The sequence below is a fragment of the Labilibaculum euxinicum genome (assembly GCF_009795715.1).
Taxonomy (GTDB): Bacteria; Bacteroidota; Bacteroidia; order Bacteroidales; family Marinifilaceae; genus Labilibaculum; species Labilibaculum euxinus.
Genome location: NZ_WTCR01000002.1, coordinates 438,872 through 458,336 on the forward strand (window position 1 = coordinate 438,872; position 19,465 = coordinate 458,336).

The following is a 19,465-nucleotide window of genomic DNA, read 5'->3' on the forward strand; positions in this document are numbered from 1 at the left end:
CGGGTTACAAATGAGCTTGAATCTTATAATGAAATTCCACTTTGCAAGTATTTCAAAAGAAGAAATTATTTCATCGCTTCAAGTGAATCTTTTGCTGCTTGAATGGTTTTATCAAGCATCTCATAGGTCAATGAATTAGATAGGAAATAACTTTCGAATGATGATGGAGGAAGATAAATTCCTCTTTTTAGCATTTCATGAAAGAATTTTGGGAAATTTTCGTTGTTAGCGGTTGCTGCAGTGTCAAAATCCACCACATCAACATCAGTAAAGAAAACACTAATCATGGAGCCACAACGGTTAATTTTGTAAGCGAACCCCGATTCCGAAAGCACCTTATCCAATCCTTTGTGAAGATATTCTGTTTTATCCGCAAGTTCAGTGAAGTAGTGAGGGTTCTCGTTAAGCTCTTTTAGCAGGGTTAATCCTGCAATCATAGCAATAGGGTTCCCCGATAAGGTTCCTGCCTGATAAACTGGTCCAACAGGCGAAACGACCTTCATGATTTCGTCGGGGCCGGCATAAGCTCCCACTGGCATTCCTCCTCCAATCACTTTACCGAAAGTTACCAAATCAGCATTAACACCAAAGTATTCCTGAGCACCACCTTTTCCCAGGCGGAAACCAGACATTACTTCGTCAAAAATCAACAGTATTCCTTCTTTATCACATAGTTCACGTAAATCTTCCAGAAATCCTTTTTTAGGAAGCACACAGCCCATGTTTCCAGCAATTGCTTCTACTATTACAGCCGCAATTTCACCTTTATTTTCTGCAGCTAATTGTTTTACGTCTTCAATGTTATTGTACTTGGCAGTTAGCGTGTCGTTTGCTGTACCAGGAGTAACACCCGGTGAATTTGGTACCCCAAAGGTACTTGCTCCGCTGCCGGCTTTAATTAGGAATGAATCGGCATGACCGTGATAACAGCCTTCAAATTTGATAAATTTATTTCGGCCGGTATAACCTCTGGCCACACGAATGGCACTCATACATGCTTCGGTACCGGAATTAACCATTCTCACCTTATCAATATTTGGAACCATGTCCACAATTAATTTGGCAATCTCAATTTCCAGTTCTGTTGGAGCACCAAAGGATGTTGAATCTTCAACTTTTGCTTTGATAGCATCTATAACCTTAGGATATGCATGTCCTAAAATCATTGGACCCCACGATGAAATGTAATCGATGTACTCATTTCCGTCAACATCGGTAAGAATACTTCCTTTTGCTTTTTTGATAAAGACAGGAGTTCCGCCAACAGATTTAAATGCTCTAACCGGCGAGTTTACACCTCCTGGAATGTATTTGTTGGCTTCTGTAAATAATTCGGAACTTCTTTTGTATTGATGCATATTGTATAGGTTTTATGAATTTAAGTAATTGTGACAAATTTCGAGTAAGGAATAAACGTTTGTATTTTCAGACATGACAACATGTTCGGAGAAGTCCAGCAGTTTTACTGCGGTTGTACTTCCAATAGCAAAACAGGGGACAGTTTCGTTTATTTTGTATCTGTTAAAAAAACTATAAACAGCACTCGGACTGCAAAAACAAATGGCATCAAAATCAGTAATAGTAACATCCGGTTGATGTAAATTTGTTTGGTAGCACTCTATTTCCTCAAAATCAAATTCTTTTTCAGTCATAAAATCAGAAATATTATTTTGTCTTAAATTTCCTGAAAAATGAATGTAAGAGGAGGCGCTTTGTTTTTCAAGTAACTGAAGTAAAGATTGCGAGTTGTGTTGTTCCGGAAGTAAAGCTTCTATGCCAATTTTGAGCAGTTCTTCTGCTGTTTTTTCTCCAATAGCAAATACTTTTTTTTCTTCCAAAGCAATTAGCGAGCTTAGGTTCTCTGCAATACTCTTAACCGCATTCTGACTTGTGAAAATCCAATTTGATTCCGGTTTTGAATTAATCAGATCTGTCTTTTCTTTAGAAAGAGGCATGAGATCAATTTGAATAAATGGCTTTGCGGTAACTTCCAGGCCTAGTTTTTCAGCATACATTATGTGTTCAGAACTTAGAGATCTGGTAAAAAGAATATTTTTTTTATCTGTTAGAGACATAAATAGATTTCAAAATGATTTCTGATCGCAAGCTAACAAATTTAGCAAATCAGACCATTTTTTATGCTCTTGAAATGTATTATTTTATCAATTGATTGAAAATTAGATCTTCAGATGAGTATCTTTGAATTACAAGAATTTGGAATCGTTAAAAAGTATTAACCTGCTTGCCATTCATTAATAGCTTTTATACTTTTAGTGTGCTTAAAAATGGGACGAGATCATTGTTTCGAATGCCGAAAGATCATGAAGAATCAGTTTTAATCAAAATTCAAAACAAAGCAAAGATTTAAAATCAGAAAGATATTTATGACTGAATTCAACAGGGAAGAAGAGAGAAGACAGATTTTGTATCGGTACAAGCATTTGCTTGTTACGTGTAAAAATATTGTTACCAGGGCAGATATAAAATTAGTTCGAAAAGCATTTGAATTAAGCTTGAAAGATCATGAGGGAGAAAGAAGGACTAACGGGGAACCGGCAATTTATAAAAGTATTTCGATAGCTCAGATTGTTGTAGAAGAACTCGGACTTGGAAGGACTTCTGTAATTTGCTCTCTACTATATGATATTGTTCAGAAAAAACGAATCTCTTTAGAAGAAATTTCTGAGCTGTTTGGGCCAAAAGTAACTCAGATAATACAGGGGTTGGTTAAGGTAACTGATATTTACAATCAAAATCCAACTCTTCAGTCAGAGAATTTCAGGAAGCTGCTGTTAAGCTTTGCCGATGATGTTCGCGTGGTTCTTATCATTATGGCAGATCGCTTGTTTAATTTGAGAAACTTAGAGCATAAACCGATCGAATTTCAGAAAGCCTTAGCGAGAGAAATAGAGTTTCTGTATATTCCGTTTGCACATCGTTTAGGAATGTACAATGTGAAATCTGACATGGAAGATTTGGCATTGCGTTATTTAAATCCTGATGTTTATTTCGAGATTGAAAAGAAATTGAAGGATAGTGAAGAGCAACGACAGAAATATATTAAAGATTTTGTGGATCCAATTAAAGCTGAATTGGATCAGTTCGGAATGAAATACAAAGTAAAAGCGCGAACAAAATCCATCGCTTCGATTCTTCATAAAATGCAGAAGAAACAAGTTGAGTTTGAGGAGGTTTACGATATATTTGCCATTCGGATCATATTAAAAGCGACGCCGAAAAAAGAGAAATCTGAATGTTGGAAAGTTTATTCTGCTGTTAGTGATTTGTACCGACCTAATCCCAATCGACTAAGAGATTGGATCACCATTCCAAAATCAAATGGGTACGAATCTCTTCATACCACTGTTATGGGGCCTGATAATCGTTGGGTAGAGGTTCAGATTCGCAGCAAACGGATGAACCGCATTGCCGAGCAGGGGTTTGCTGCGCACTGGAAATATAAAGGTGGAAAAAGCGAAGAAGGAGGATTGGATGCATGGCTGCAGGATATTCGGGAAGTTATTGAAAGTCACGGAAGCGATTCCATTGATTTAATTGATAGTTTTAAAGCTGATTTATACCACAAGGAAATATACGTATTTACGCCTAAAGGTGATTTAAAACAATTGTCAGCTGGAGCAACTTTACTCGATTTTGCGTATTCAATTCACTCCGATGTTGGTGATAAATGTATAGGTGGTACGGTCAATCAGAAGAATGTATCCATTAGGCAGGTTCTAAATAATGGAGACCAGGTTTCGGTAACGACTTCCAATTCCCAAAAGCCGAAATTAGATTGGTTGAATTTTGTGGTTTCTACAAAAGCGAAAAATAAAATTCGTCAGACGATAAAAGAGGAGATGCTTAAGGAGTCTGATCTTGGAAAAGAGACTCTGAAACGCAGAATGAAGAATTGGAAAATCGAGTTTTGTGATGAAAATATTAGAAAGTTAATGACTTTCTACAAGTACAAAATTGCTGCTGACTTGTATCAGGGAATTGCTTTGGAACAGCATGAATTATCTGAAATAAAAGATATTCTTACTGATAAAAAAGAAGTTGAGAAGACTGTTCCTGAAGAACGTCCCGATTATTCTTCGAAGAAAATCACGAAAGAAGGCGAAGACGTATTAATTGTTGATGAGAACGTTTCTAATGTTGAATATTCATTGGCAAATTGTTGTAATCCAATTTTTGGTGATGAAATTTTCGGATTCATTTCAATCGGTAAAGGCATTCGAATTCACAGATTAGGTTGTCCAAATGCTGGTGAGATGCAAACGCGCTACCCGTACCGGGTAGTAAAAGCAAATTGGACTGATAAAGGTTCTGCTTCTTATCAAGCCGTACTTCACATTACAGGAGACGATGAGCTGGGAATTGTAAGTAATATATCCGATGTTATCTCTAAAGACCTTCGGGTGCAAATGAGATCCATCTCTGTAGATACAAACGCAGGCTCCTTTGTAGGGAATGTTACTGTTGTAATTGCAAGTACCGAGCATCTTGATACCTTAATTGTGAAATTAAAACGTGTTAAAGGTGTGCATCGTGTAACAAGATACGATCCTGTAAATTAGCAGTATACAAATAATTATATGAAAGGGATGCCGCTGTAAAGTTGCATCCCTTTTTTATACAGATAAATATCTTCAAGATGATTTCCTAATTAACAGGCTTTTAATAAGAAGCTTAGTCGTTTTTATTGAAAATCCTGCAACTCCTTTGGTGTTTTATTTAGATTGATTCAGTATATTTGAATTTCTAAAAAAAATGAAACCAATTTGGTTTTTTGTCAGAGTTTATGGAGAATTATATTGTTTCAGCACGCAAATACCGCCCTTCGATTTTTTCATCGGTTGTAGGTCAGCAGTCAATTACAGTCACCCTTAAAAATGCCATTAAAAACAATCATTTGGCTCATGCCTATTTGTTTTGCGGTCCTCGTGGTGTTGGAAAAACTTCCTGTGCAAGAATATTTGCAAAAACAATTAATTGTTCAAATATAAGTTCCGATTTCGAAGCATGTGATACGTGTGAATCATGTGTTGCTTTTAACGAGAATCGCTCTTACAATATTCACGAATTAGATGCTGCATCGAACAATTCTGTTGAAGACATTCGTTCCTTGATTGATCAGGTTCGAATACCACCACAAATTGGCAGCTATAGCATATATATTATTGACGAGGTTCACATGCTTTCGGCTTCGGCATTCAATGCTTTTCTGAAAACTCTGGAAGAACCTCCGGCTCACGCCATTTTTGTGTTGGCTACAACCGAGAAACACAAAATACTTCCTACAATTCTGTCGCGTTGTCAGATTTTTGATTTCAATAGGATCAAGGTTGAAGATTCAGTTAAACATCTTAAAGAAATTGCAGAAAAGGAATCAGTTGTAATCGAAGAGGAAGGTTTAAATGTTATCGCTCAAAAAGCAGATGGAGCTATGCGTGATGCTCTCTCTATTTTTGATCAGATTGTAAGTTTTTCCGGTAAAGAGATCTCTTTCGAAAGTGTTATTCAGAATTTAAATGTTTTAGATTACGACTACTATTTTAAAATGGTAGATGCTTTTCTGGATGGAAAAGTAAGTGATGTGCTTCTCATGCTTAATGAAATTCTTGAGAAAGGATTTGACGGACATCATTTTGTTGCCGGGTTGAGCGCTCACATTCGGGATGTATTGGTAGGAAAAGATCCTGCAACAGTTCAATTGCTCGAGGTTAGCGATTCGGTAAAACAAAAATATGTAGAGCAGTCAAAAAAATGCCCGCTTGATTTTTTATATGAAGCACTCAAAATCTTAAATCAATGTGATATTGGTTTTAAAGCAAGTCAAAATCAAAGACTTCTTATCGAATTAAGCTTAATTCAATTATCACAGATAATTGAATTAAAAAAAAAAGGACTTGAATTAAATCTGAACAAAAAAAAAATTCAGAAAATAATTGTTGATGGAGAGGCCACAAGTGCTGTGGTTAAACCAGAGGCTACTCATAATTCAAATGTTCAAACAATACAAACAGTAAATGATACTGGTGGTGTTTACAACGGAAATAAGGAAAAGAGCAATGGCGTAGGTGTTGCTTCAAAATCCAACTTTGCAAGTTCAGTCTCTATCAAGCAAGCTTTAAACAGTGGTATTTCGCGTACCAATATTGCAAGCAAACCCAAAGATAAAAAGGCTGTTAGTACTATTGAATCTATTGTTATCGGTAGTGAACCAATTACACAGGAAAAGCTGGAAGCAAAGCTAAAAGAATATATAATTGTCAAGGGGAAAAGTGATCGTATTCGATTGGCTATTACGGTTAATAAGCCTAAAATAGTTGGGGACGATTGTGTTGTTCTGATGGTTAGTAATCCTTTACAGGAAGATGATGTTGTCTCAGTGAAAAATGAGGTGCGGAACTATTTGAGAAAAGAATTAAACAATTCAGACATTCAGATTGAGACAGAAATCATTCAAATAAAAACAGCAAAAAGAATGTATACCGATTCGGATCGATTTAACTATTTGTGTGAGAAAAATCCTGCATTAGGGTTTCTTAAGCAAAAATTTTCCTTAGATTTTGAATAAAAATTGAAGATATGATTTACAGCATATATATAATGGTTTAAATTAGGCTTCTGTTTTTGTACAGAAGCCTAATTTTTAGGTAGTTGTAATTAAAGAAAAAAATCCTTAAAAAATAGATTCTTTTAAATCGGAAAATAAAAAAAATACATATGTTTACTCTGAATTTGAGATGTGATTATTTCGAATTTAATTAAGTAAATACAGACTTTTTATTAATTATTAAATCACTCAAAACAACAACCAACATGGCACAGAAGTCAAAAATCATTTACACTAAAATTGATGAAGCTCCAGCTTTGGCGACTTATTCGTTATTGCCAATTATCAAAGCCTTTACTAAAACTTCAGGAATTGAGATCGAAACCAAGGATATTTCTCTTACAGGAAGAATTATTGCCAACTTTCCTGAGAATTTAACTGAAGAGCAAAGAATTCCTGATCATTTGGCTGAATTAGGTGCGCTTTCATTAACCCCGGAAGCAAACATTATTAAACTGCCAAATATTAGTGCTTCAATTCCTCAATTACAGAGCGCGATTGCTGAGTTGCAGGAAAAAGGATATGATATTCCAACTTATCCGGAAGAAGCTAAAACAGATGAAGATAAAGCACTTCAAGTAAGATTTGCAAAAGTTTTGGGTAGTGCCGTAAATCCGGTTTTACGCGAAGGTAACTCCGACCGTCGGGCAGCAGGTTCTGTTAAGCAATATGCTAAGAATAACCCGCACAGAATGGGTAAGTGGTCTGCAGATTCAAAATCTCACGTTTCTCACATGACAGAGGGTGATTTTTACGGTTCAGAGAAATCGGTGACCATGCCAAAAGCAACTAACGTACGCATCGAGTATGTTGACAATGCAGGCAATACAACTGTATTAAAAGAGAAGCAGGAGCTGTTGGCTAATGAAGTTATTGATTCATCAGTAATGAATGTGAAAGCATTACGTGCTTTCTATGCTAAAGAAATTGCTGGGGCTAAAAAAGAAGGATTACTATGGTCGCTGCACCTTAAAGCAACCATGATGAAGATTTCTGATCCTGTAATGTTTAAGCATGCTGTTGAGGTTTTCTATGAAGAAGCTATCGCTAAGCACGCTGATACTATTAAAGAATTAGGAGTAAACTTCAACAATGGATTAGGCGATCTTTATAATAAAATTCAAAATCTTCCTGAAGCTAAGAGAACTGAAATCGAAGCTGATATTATGGAAGTGTACAAATCCCGCCCTGATATTGCGATGGTTGATTCTGACAAAGGAATCACTAACCTGCACGTTCCAAATAACGTGATTATTGATGCATCGATGCCTGTTGTTGTTCGCGATGGTGGTAAAATGTGGAATTCTGCAGGGGAACTTCAGGATACCAAAGCATTGATTCCAGATAGATGTTATGCTACTATTTATCAGGTTTGTTTTGACGATTGCAGAAAAAATGGAGCATACGATGTAGCAACCATGGGGTCTGTGTCGAATGTTGGTTTAATGGCTCAAAAAGCCGAAGAGTACGGATCACATGATAAAACTTTCATTGCTCAGGGAGATGGTGTTATTCGCGTTGTGGAATTCGATGGAACCATTGTAATGGAGCAGAAAGTTGAAAAAGGAGATATCTTCAGAATGTGTCAGGTTAAAGATGCTCCTATTCAGGATTGGGTTAAATTAGCTGTGAACAGAGCTAAAGCAACGAATACTCCTGCTATTTTCTGGTTGGATAAAAATCGTGCTCATGACGCTCAGTTAATCAAAAAAGTAAGCACTTACTTAGCTGATTATGACACTTCTGGTTTGGATATTCGCATTTTGACTCCGGATGATGCAATTGCATTCTCATTGGAAAGAATCCGTAAAGGGGAAGATACAATTTCGGTAACTGGTAATGTATTGCGTGATTATTTAACAGATCTTTTCCCAATTTTGGAGTTGGGATCTTCTTCAAAAATGCTATCTATCGTTCCGTTGATGAATGGTGGAGGATTGTTTGAAACAGGCGCCGGAGGATCGGCTCCTAAGCACGTTCAGCAATTCTTGACTGAAGGTCACCTGCGTTGGGATTCTCTTGGGGAATATTTAGCATTAGGTGTTTCTTTAGAGCACTTGGCTAATACGTTTAATAATGAGAAGGCTTCTTTATTTGCAGAAACCCTTGATTTAGGCGTAAGTAAGTTCTTGGAAGAAGGAAAATCACCATCACGTAAGGTGAATGAGTTGGATAACCGTGGTTCTAACTTTTATTTAGCAATGTATTGGGCTCAAGCACTTGCGGCACAAGATAAAAATGCTGAATTGAAAGCAATTTTTTCTAAAGTAGCTCAGGATATGGAAGCTAATGAAGAAAAAATCATTGCTGAATTGAATGGTGCTCAAGGTGCACCAATGAATATTGGCGGCTATTTTATGCCAAACGAGGAATTGGCAAATAAGGCTATGCGTCCAAGTACTACCTTAAATGCGATAATCGACGCTATTTAATAAATATTTATATCCTTAATGGATAAAATTTAAGGTCTTCCAATCTGGAAGACCTTTTTTGTTCAACAAAATGTGGTATTTAGTTTGATTTTAAATTAGGATTAAAGCTACGGTTTGCAATACTTAGATTACCATATTTCTCTTACATTTGATGTAGAATTTGAACTTACTTAAAAATATTATACGTTATGGCTATTAGTAAAAAAGTAGAAGAAATCTTGAACAAGCAAATCAACGCTGAATTTTGGTCTGCTTATTTTTATTTGTCAATGTCGAACTATTTCAATGCGAATGGAATGCCGGGTTTTGCAAATTGGATGAAAGTACAATTTCAGGAAGAAACTTCACATGCGATGAAAATGACGGATTACGTAAACGAACGCAATGGAAGAGTTATTCTGGAGCCAATTAAAGAAGTTCCTTCTGATTGGAATGATGTATTAAATATTTTCGAAGAAACTTTAAAGCACGAAGAGTATGTGACAACCTTAATTAATGGTTGTGTAAATGTTGCTATTGAAGAAAAAGATCATGCTTCAGTGAATTTTATGCAGTGGTTTGTTGACGAGCAGGTAGAAGAAGAAGCTACTGTTAGTGAAATTATCGACCAATTAAGAATGTTTGAAGGAAAAGGTCACGGTTTGTATATGATGGACAAAGAATTTAAAGCCAGAGTTTTTGTTGATTCAACTCAAGTCTAGTTAAAAACAAAATATACTCAAAAGCCTCACTTATGTGAGGCTTTTTTTATAATGTAGAACTGTTAAGTCAATAAAAATATTTACTTTTGAGTTCAATGGACATGAATAGATATCTCATAGTAGTATTTTGTGTGCTCACAGGATGTGCGGCAGCAGTTCCTATGGCCAATGGTCAGGATTTAACTGTTGATCATCAGCTGTTTGCAGATTGGTATGCCGATCATATCCAGAATCTTGATGAATCTTATTCATCAACAATACTTGCTCATGCAGAGCAGGATCAATTTGCAGGGAAATACATTCCAAATGTTGAAAATATTTCTTTACTTGAGAATTTGCCTAAATTCCCTGTAGTTAATCAAGTTATTCCATTGGTAAGTATTCCAGCCTGGTTTGATTATCATTACTGTTCCGTTTTTCGGGATGTTCTTATTAGTACAATCCCTGAGGGTGATTTTCATATCAGAGCCCCTGTTTTAGCTTAACTTTTCTTTCCTTTTTTCAACAGGAAATATCACTTACTATATAATAATATTGTTTTCAACCTTTTGGTTGAGAATGTTTTACACATCGAAATCAACAAATCAAAATGGGTTTTATAGATAGTACATTGGGTAAACTGTTTGGTAATAAATCAGATAGAGACCTTAAAGAATTGAGTCCTTACTTAGGGCGAATTAAAGCAGAATACGATAGAATCACTACTTTAAGTAATGATGATCTTCGTGGAGAATCAGTTAAATTAAAGCAACGCATTCAGGATTTTATTCAAGCTGAAAAAGACGAAATACAGAGTCTTAAAGATAAGATTGATGTTGGTGAATTATCAATCAACGAAAGAGAGGAAATCTACGATCAGATTGACGGAATTGAAAAGAAAATTGATGACAAGATTGAAGAGGTATTAGAGGAGATTTTGCCTACTGCTTTTGCTGTTGTGAAAGACACTGCCCGTAGATTTACCGAAAATACTGAACTGGAAGTGACTGCATCTAAATTCGATCGCGATTTAGCTCCATATTACGATAACATACAAATAGATGGCGATACTGCCGTTTATTTTAATTCATGGGTTGCAGGCGGAACTGAAATTACATGGAATATGATTCACTATGATGTTCAGCTAATTGGAGGTACTGTTCTTCACCAAGGAAAAATCGCTGAGATGGCAACCGGTGAGGGTAAAACTCTTGTAGCTACATTGCCTGTGTTTTTGAATGCGTTAACCGGCAGAGGAGTTCATGTGATTACTGTGAATGATTATCTTGCAAAACGTGACTCGGAATGGATGGGACCATTGTACCAATTTCACGGGTTATCTGTTGACTGTATCGATAAACACTCTCCCAATTCAGATGCGCGTAGAAAAGCCTATGCATGTGATATTACTTTTGGAACAAATAATGAGTTTGGTTTTGATTACCTGCGTGATAATATGGCAACAAATCCAAAAGATTTGGTTCAACGTCGTCACAATTATTCAATTGTCGATGAAGTTGATTCGGTTTTGGTTGATGATGCGCGTACACCATTAATTATTTCCGGTCCAATTCCAAGAGGTGAACACCAACAATTTGATGATCTAAAACCAAAGGTTCAAAAATTGGTGAAAGCTCAGAATGATCTGGTAATGAAGATTTTTACCGATTCTAAAAAATTATTGAACAGCGAAGATAAGAAGGATCTGGAGGAAGGAGCAAAACTATTACTTAGAACCTACAAGGGATTGCCAAAGATGAAGCCGCTTATTAAGTTTTTAAGTGAGCAGGGAAACAAGGCTAATCTTTTGAAAACTGAAAATTTTTACATGCAGGAGAATAACAAAAATATGCACATCATTACTGATGAATTGTATTTTGTTATTGATGAAAAGCACAATTCAATTGAACTTACAGATAAGGGAATTGACTTGATTAGTTCTGATGTTGAAGATTCAGGTTTCTTTGTACTGCCTGATATTGGATCAGAAGTAGCAGTAATTGAAAAATCAGATCTTTCGGATGAAGAAAAAGTAGCCAGAAAAGATGAAATGATTCAGGCATACTCGGTAAGATCAGAAAGAGTTCATACGATCAATCAATTATTAAAAGCATATACTCTTTTCGAAAAAGATGTAGAATATGTAATGATGGATGGTAAGGTGAAGATTGTAGACGAGCAAACCGGTCGTATTATGGAAGGTCGTCGTTATTCAGATGGTTTGCATCAGGCAATTGAAGCCAAAGAAAATGTGAAAGTGGAGGCGGCAACTCAAACATTTGCTACTATTACTCTTCAGAATTATTTTAGAATGTATAATAAGCTTGCCGGTATGACTGGTACTGCTGAAACAGAGGCAGGTGAGCTTTGGGATATTTATAAATTAGAGGTAGTTGTAATTCCAACCAACCGTCCGATTTGTCGCGATGACCGTGAGGATTTGGTTTATAAGACAAAACGTGAAAAATATTCTGCTGTAATTGATGAAATTGTAGATCTGGTGAATGCTGGTCGTCCGGTTTTAGTGGGTACAACTTCTGTTGAAATTTCAGAATTACTTGGTCGGATGCTTAAAATAAAAGGGATTAAGCACAATGTACTGAATGCAAAATTACATCAGCGCGAAGCAGATATTGTTGCGGAAGCGGGTCAATCGGGAACTGTAACCATTGCAACAAATATGGCTGGTCGTGGTACTGATATCAAGCTAAGTGATGAAGTAAAAGCTGCTGGCGGTTTAGCAATTATTGGTACAGAGCGTCATGATTCCCGTCGTGTCGATCGTCAGTTACGTGGTCGTGCCGGTCGTCAGGGAGATATTGGATCTTCCCAATTCTTTGTGTCTTTGGAAGATGATTTGATGCGTTTGTTTAGCTCAGATCGTATTGTAAAGTTAATGGATAGAATGGGACTGAAAGAAGGTGAAGTAATTCAGCACAGCATGATTACTAAATCTATAGAACGTGCCCAGAAGAAAGTGGAAGAAAACAACTTCGGTATTCGTAAAAGATTATTGGAGTACGATGATGTAATGAACTCTCAGCGCGAGGTTATTTACAAGCGTCGCCGCCATGCATTATTTGGTGAGCGTATTCAAGTAGATATTGCCAACATGATGTATGACATATCAGAATTGATTGCAAATGAATATCATGGTGGTGATTTTGAGGAGTTTAAAATGGATTTGCTTCGTACTTTTTCAACCGAATCTCCTGTAAGTGAAGAGGAATTTATGAAGGAGAAACCTGAAGAAATTACTGAGAAAATTTACGCCGTAGTTTTGGATAACTACAAACGAAAAGTGGAAGCCATTAGTAAGCAAGCCTATCCGGTAATTAAAAATGTATACGAGTCAAAAGCAGAAATATATGAGAACATTGTTGTTCCGTTTTCTGATGGATCCAAAATGTTTCAGGTAGTAACTAATTTGAAGAAAGCTTACGAAAGCAAGGCTGAAGATTTGGTTCGTTCTTTCGAGAAGGTTTCTATTCTTGCAACCATCGATGATGCCTGGAAAGAGCACTTGCGTGAGATGGATGATTTGAAACAATCTGTTCAAAATGCTTCTTACGAACAAAAAGATCCATTGTTGATTTACAAATTTGAATCGTTCAATTTGTTTAAAACAATGATTGAAACGATAAATAAGAGTGTTGTCAGCAGCTTAATGAAAGGTCATATTCCATTATCGGATCCTGAAGATGTTCGTAAGGCAGAAGAACGTAAAAGAACCGATTTAAGCAATTTGAAAACTACAAAAGAAGAAGTAGGAGGAGGCAGAGAAAGACCGGAACCCAAAAAACAGGAACCTGTTCGTGTTGCTCAAAAAGTAGGACGAAATGAACCTTGTCCTTGTGGTAGCGGTAAAAAATTCAAACAATGTCATGGAAAAGGAGTTCCGGCTTAATTTCCATAATTAAAAAAATCATACTAAATTCACATGGATTGTTTCGCAAGTCGAAACAATCCATTTAGTTTTACTTACCAAACTTAAAAAAACACATATGTTGCTTTCAATTCTTTGGGATATCGACCCGGAAATATTTAAAATCGGCCCTATCGCGGTCCGTTGGTACGGATTACTTTTCGCTTTAGGCTTTTTGTTAGGATATTATCTGGTAGAAAAAATGTTTAAAAAAGATGGTATTAAACTGGAATGGCTGGATAAATTATTCCTGTATACCATGATTGCAACTGTTGTAGGTGCTCGTTTGGGACATGTGTTTTTCTACGGATGGGAATTTTATTCACAACACCCAGCCGAAATCATTAAAATTTGGCGGGGAGGATTGGCATCTCACGGTGCTACAATTGGAATTCTTGTTGCTTTATGGTTTTATTCTAAAAAAGTGAGCCGAAAATCAATGCTTTGGATATTGGATTACGTGGTAATTCCGGTTGCTTTGGCAGGATGTTTTATTCGTTTGGGAAATTTGATGAATTCAGAAATTATTGGAACTCAAACTCATTCTGACTGGGGATTTCAATTCATCAGGGCTTCTATTTATGAGCCGGAAGCACCACGACATCCGGCACAATTATACGAAGCAATTTGTTATTTGATTTCCTTTGGTGTTCTATCATTTATGTATTGGAAAACCAATGCAAAACAATACAGCGGAAGATTATTCGGCGCTTTCTTCGTGATGATTTTTACAGCTCGGTTTTTTATTGAGTTCATTAAAGAAAATCAGGAAGCTTTTGAGCAGGGAATGTTGTTAAATATGGGACAGTTACTAAGCATTCCGTTTGTTTTAATCGGGTTGTTCTTTCTGATTCGATCTTTTAGAATAGAACCGATGAAGTAATCAAATATAGTATAACAAAAAGCCGAATCTTTTCCGATTCGGCTTTTTTTGTTGTGCAGCATTTTGAATGCTAGGCTTCTTTCAATATTTCCAAATCAATTCCCATTTTCTTCATTAAAATGGGAGCGTTAAAGGTTTTGCAAAATCCTTTTTGCACTTTGTAGTCAAAATAAAGTTGATCTCCATCAATTTTAATATCGAAGAACCGGTTCTCAACCTGCCCGGGTAATTCTTCTTCCAGTACCGATAATTCCAAATCATGTGTTGCCACCATCGCAACGGCATCGTGTTTCACCAATTGCTTAATCAATGCTCTCGAACCTGTATGTTTGTCTTTCGAATTGGTTCCCCTCAAAATTTCATCCAATAGAAGTAAAGTTTTTTCTTTCCGGTTCACCTTTTCAAGAACTAGCTGAATTCGTTTTAGCTCTGCATAAAATGAAGATTCATTTTCTTCTATCGAATCTTTAATTCTCATTGATGTATTGATTTCCACATTTGAAACCGTCATTTCCTGAGCGCAAACTGGAGCTCCTGCTAAAGCCATTACTACATTTACTCCAACAGTTCGTAAGAAAGTACTTTTTCCGGCCATATTCGATCCTGTAATAATATGAACAATTCCCTGACCATTTAGTTGATAGTCGTTATTTACTCTTGCTTTCTGATCAATCAAGGGATGGCCTGCTTCTTTTAATTCCAATTCAAAGTGTTTCTCAGAGATTTTCGGGAAAGCCCAATCTTCATGATTAAAACTTAAGTTGGATAAGCTGGAAATGGCTTCAATCTCACTGATTGCATCAAACCACTTTTCAATGTCATGGCCGTATTTCTGCTTCCATAGGTCAATACGAAACAAAATGTGCAATTCATAGAAAAACAAAAGGTTGAAAAGAAATTGAACAACAAGATTAAAGCGCTGATCAAGTAATTCTATTAAACTGGTCAATTGGTTTATTTTCTTTGCTGTTGGTTTATCATCACTTGCCAATGTCTTTTTAAGCTCATTCAGTTTTTCAGATCCCCAATTTTCTTTTTCGAACTGCTCAATAATATAGGAGTAGGTTTTGAGCATTTCCCCTCTTTTCGAAGTTTGTTCATGCTCCAGACTAACCTTTTTGCTATTGAAATAATGTATTCCAATATTAGCCAATATCATTATTGTAATAGGAGCTTGTGAGCCGATAAAAGAATATACCAAGGCTCCCAATGAAAGCAAAGGCATAATTGTAACAGCGATTTGTAATACTTTCTTTCCATGAAAAGGTGAGGGCTTTTTACCCCATTCAATTACAAAGCTGGGATCATCATTTTTTAGTTTGTTCGCAAAGCCATATTGAATGATATTTTGTCTCCAATCAATCTTTTTTGATAATTCCTTAACCGCTTTCTGTCTTTTGATGATCTCTTGATTAGGTGATGGCTTTTCGAGCCAGCTGGCAAGAGTATTATTACCTGTTTTAGTAACGCTACGGTTGATTAATTGAAAGAGAGAATGTTGTCCAAATATGTCCAGATCTGATGCATAGGAATGATTCTGCTTCAGATATTCTTCACCATCGTAATAAAGATCGCTGTGTCTTGTTTTTAAACAACGAATTTCATCCTCATTAATTTGGATTAAAGCTTGCAGTCTTTTTATGTTTTTACTGTTTCGATTGTACCTTCTCACAAAATAGATCAGTGAGAATACTAATGTGATAGCCACAGCACTTGCAATTAATGCAGAATAGGATAGAAAACTATAAAAAAATACGAATGCTCCAATTGCAGAAAAAAGACGTAAAAATGAGAGGTTTCGATTCTGTTTTTGAAGATCGCCTGTTTGCTTTTTAAATGTATGTATTCGATCGGTGTAAAAGGATAGTTTTTGATTCATTTTTTATATATTGAGATTTGGATTCTAAAATTATACAAAATATTGTGTTTTATATTCTGAATCTGTTATGCAGTTTATTCATTTTCGTAAAATTAATATCCAATTTAAGTTTGGATATAACCAATCGCTATGTTTGAAATATAAATAGAGGGAATTGTTCTTTTGTACTTAAATCCAGCATGCGACAAGTGCGAATTTAGCAAGTTTAAATCAAAATATACGTATTCGCAATACAGGTATTTTGCCTGTTTTATTGGAATTATTATTAGGATAAAAAAATATATTGAAATAAAATATCATTGTTTTCGTTTCTTTAAAAGAATAAAAACAAGATTTAATCTTCGTAAATAGTTTGTTTGTCATAACCGTTATTTTTGTGTTTTAGGTATTCTAATTACAACTAAAACATCTAATTTAGAAATCTGTCTGTTCAGATATCGTAAATCTGCTAATCCGCAATAAACGGCAATAAAAAAATCCGGTACAATACAAATATTTACCGGATTTAGTTGAAAATTTGGAGTTGGATCTCGGATCTACTCTCTGGTCTGCCCATCACCGGTAATTAACCATTTATAGGAGCACAATTCTTCTAAAGCCATTGGTCCTCGGGCGTGTAATTTTTGTGTGCTTATGCCAATTTCAGCTCCTAATCCAAATTGTGCACCATCTGTAAATGCAGTAGAAGTATTGGAATAAATGGCAGCAGCATCAACAACTGAGTAAAAGTTACTTATGGTTTTTGAGTTCTCGCTTATTATGGCTTCACTGTGCTTGGAACTGTACTTGTAAATGTGATCTGTTGCCTCCTGAAAATCACTTACTGTTTTTATCGACATTTTGTAACTTAGAAACTCAGTTCCAAAAGATGATTTATCAGCTTTCTTGAGTAAGTTTTTAGGATAGGTAGCTTTAATTGCATGATAAGCTTCTTCGTCGGCAAATATTTCAACATTTTTATCCTGTAGTTTACTTACTAATTCTGGTAGATCAGCAAGACGACTTTTATGAATCAAAAGACAATCCAAGGCATTGCAAACGCTTACGCGACGTGTTTTTGCATTAAATACAATCTGTTTTCCTTTTTTTAAATCTCCATCCTTATCAAAATAGGTATGTACAATACCAGCACCGGTTTCAATCACCGGAACTTTAGAATTTTGCCGAACTGTGTTGATGAGATTTTGAGAGCCTCTTGGTATTAAAACATCAACAAAACCTACTGCGTTCATTAATTCTGCAGCAGCTTCTCTGGCTGAAGGAAGCAATTGAATGATTTCAGGATCAAGATGATTATCTGCAAGCGTCTTTTTTATTAATGCTACCAAGGCCTTATTTGAATTTTCAGCGTCGCTGCCTCCTTTTAAAACGCAGGCATTACCCGATTTAAAGCAGAGAGCAAATACATCTAGCGTAACATTCGGACGAGCCTCATAAATAACACCTACAGTTCCCAATGGAACACTAACTTTTTTAATTGCTAAACCATTCTCAAGCGTTTTTTCAGAGAGCACTTTTCCTAAAGGAGAAGGCAGTTGAATTGTATTTTCAATATCATCTGCGATTCCGTTAATTCTTTCGCGGCTTAACAGCAAACGATCGTATTTTGGATCGTATTCAGACATATGTTCCAGATCTTTCTGATTGGCCTCAAGAATTTGTTCTGTGCTTTCTCTAAGAGATTTTGAAAGTTGTTCAAGAAGATTGTTTATTGTTTCAGAGCTAAGCAGACACATGGTTCTGGAAGCATCTTTGACTTTATGTAATTGTTCTGTACAGATCATGTTTTTTGTTTTTTTGTTTGAATTTGGGAGTTCACCTAAAAGTTATACCTTATTTTTTAATTGATATAATTATCTGAAATCAAAACGTATCATTAATAAAGAAAAAGATAATCGTAATGAACCAGAGGTTTTGTTCCCGTTTTTCCAATATAACTTTCCGCTTTAGTTTTATTATATTGAGTTTTCCCAAGCCCAATTACCTTACCCGATAAACCAACAATTTTAATAATATCTCCTTTTTCAAAATCCCCACTAATCTTTATAACACCAATTGGCAATAAACTTGTAGCTTTTTTTGAGCACAGAGCTTCTTCAGCACCTTTATTAATTACTAATCTGGCTTTTTCAAAGCCATCCGATCCTGCCAGCCATTGTTTTACCGTTGATGCTTTTTTGCTTGCTGTGAAGCTTGTGTGGTTTATTTCGTCAGGTGAATTAACCAGTTCCAATACAATATCATCAATTCCTCCATTGGCAATATGTACCGGTATGCCTGATTTGGCAACTCTTCCGGCTATACTGCATTTGGTTAACATCCCACCTCTTCCAAAATTGGATTTTTTAGTGGTGATATATTGTTTCAACCTGTTAACGTCACCGTGCACAGTTTGTAATAATGTGGAATTATTGTCGTCTGGATTTCCAGTATAAATTCCATTAATATTGCTTAGTAAATAAAGCGCTTCAACATCCATCATCGAGGCTATCAATCCGGATAGCTCATCGTTATCCGTAAACATTAGAGCAGTAACTGATACGGCATCATTTTCATTAATAATTGGCAGAATTCTATTGTTTAGAAGAGAATTTAAACAGTTTTTCATGTTTAGATAGTGTTCCCGTGTTCTAAAATCTTGTTTTGTAACAAGAACTTGAGCACACTCAATTTCAAACTCCTTAAGAAAGGCAGAATAGACATTCAGTAACTCTACCTGACCAACTGAAGACCATATCTGTCTTGCTGAAACAGTATCAATCTTTTCAGACAGTTTTACCTTACTTCTTCCTGCAGCAACAGCTCCCGAAGAAACAAGAATACATTGTATTCCCATATTTCTTAACGAAGAAATTTGATAGACGATGTTTTTAATTCTGGATGTATTTAGTTCTCCATTCTCTTTGGTAAGAACATTAGAGCCTATTTTAATGCAAATTCGTTTCATACTTTAATATATGGATATGACAATTTGAAGTACGGGAATAGAATTCGGTACTTATAAATTGGAATGAGTAAAATGGTAAGTGCCTGTTCAATGAATA

12 protein-coding genes are annotated in these 19,465 nt (G+C 35.8%); 7 read left to right on the plus strand and 5 right to left on the minus strand.

Annotated features, from left to right (window positions below):
- Positions 1 to 65: 65 nt before the first annotated feature.
- Positions 66 to 1,358: a glutamate-1-semialdehyde 2,1-aminomutase gene (gene hemL / locus GQR60_RS03770; RefSeq protein ID WP_124991649.1), complete on the minus strand. Its 1,293-nt coding sequence runs from the start codon at positions 1,356 to 1,358 to the stop codon at positions 66 to 68.
- A gap of 12 nt (positions 1,359 to 1,370) precedes the next feature.
- Positions 1,371 to 2,075 carry a uroporphyrinogen-III synthase gene (locus GQR60_RS03775; protein ID WP_124991650.1) on the minus strand — a complete coding sequence of 235 codons (705 nt, stop codon included), beginning with the start codon at positions 2,073 to 2,075 and terminating at the stop codon, positions 1,371 to 1,373.
- 309 nt (positions 2,076 to 2,384) lie between these two features.
- Here GQR60_RS03775 and GQR60_RS03780 point away from each other — a divergent pair, with 309 nt between their 5' ends.
- The 7 genes from GQR60_RS03780 (at position 2,385) to lgt (ending at position 14,542) form a co-directional block, all read left to right on the plus strand.
- Complete coding sequence (locus tag GQR60_RS03780) at positions 2,385 to 4,580, plus strand: RelA/SpoT family protein (RefSeq protein ID WP_124991651.1); 2,196 nt, start codon at positions 2,385 to 2,387, stop codon at positions 4,578 to 4,580.
- Between the two features lie 224 nt (positions 4,581 to 4,804).
- Complete coding sequence (locus GQR60_RS03785) at positions 4,805 to 6,583, plus strand: DNA polymerase III subunit gamma/tau (RefSeq protein WP_124991652.1); 1,779 nt, start codon at positions 4,805 to 4,807, stop codon at positions 6,581 to 6,583.
- 245 nt (positions 6,584 to 6,828) lie between these two features.
- The gene (locus GQR60_RS03790) at positions 6,829 to 9,054 is read left to right on the plus strand and encodes an NADP-dependent isocitrate dehydrogenase (RefSeq protein WP_124991653.1); all 2,226 of its coding nucleotides are present in this window, start codon (positions 6,829 to 6,831) and stop codon (positions 9,052 to 9,054) included.
- Positions 9,055 to 9,242: 188 nt separating this feature from the next.
- Positions 9,243 to 9,755: a ferritin gene (locus GQR60_RS03795; protein WP_124991654.1), complete on the plus strand. Its 513-nt coding sequence runs from the start codon at positions 9,243 to 9,245 to the stop codon at positions 9,753 to 9,755.
- A 101-nt stretch (positions 9,756 to 9,856) separates the two neighbouring features.
- On the plus strand, positions 9,857 to 10,240 hold the full coding sequence (locus GQR60_RS03800; protein ID WP_124991655.1) for a hypothetical protein: 384 nt from the start codon (positions 9,857 to 9,859) through the stop codon (positions 10,238 to 10,240).
- A 104-nt stretch (positions 10,241 to 10,344) separates the two neighbouring features.
- Entirely contained in the window at positions 10,345 to 13,641 is a 3,297-nt protein-coding gene (gene secA, locus GQR60_RS03805; protein ID WP_124991656.1) for a preprotein translocase subunit SecA, read from the plus strand.
- A 97-nt stretch (positions 13,642 to 13,738) separates the two neighbouring features.
- The gene (gene lgt / locus GQR60_RS03810; RefSeq protein WP_124991657.1) at positions 13,739 to 14,542 is read left to right on the plus strand and encodes a prolipoprotein diacylglyceryl transferase; all 804 of its coding nucleotides are present in this window, start codon (positions 13,739 to 13,741) and stop codon (positions 14,540 to 14,542) included.
- A 70-nt stretch (positions 14,543 to 14,612) separates the two neighbouring features.
- Here lgt and GQR60_RS03815 read toward each other — a convergent pair whose 3' ends face one another.
- The 3 genes from GQR60_RS03815 to proB all read right to left on the minus strand — a co-directional run bounded on the left by GQR60_RS03815 (position 14,613) and on the right by proB (position 19,368).
- Positions 14,613 to 16,421, minus strand: a complete 1,809-nt coding sequence (locus GQR60_RS03815; protein WP_124991658.1) for a MutS-related protein — start codon at positions 16,419 to 16,421, stop codon at positions 14,613 to 14,615.
- A gap of 536 nt (positions 16,422 to 16,957) precedes the next feature.
- A complete protein-coding gene (locus GQR60_RS03820) occupies positions 16,958 to 18,205 on the minus strand; it encodes a glutamate-5-semialdehyde dehydrogenase (protein WP_124991659.1) in 1,248 nt (415 codons plus the stop codon).
- Between the two features lie 92 nt (positions 18,206 to 18,297).
- Positions 18,298 to 19,368, minus strand: coding sequence for a glutamate 5-kinase (gene proB / locus GQR60_RS03825; protein ID WP_124991660.1), 1,071 nt, complete (start codon positions 19,366 to 19,368; stop codon positions 18,298 to 18,300).
- Positions 19,369 to 19,465 lie beyond the last annotated feature (97 nt).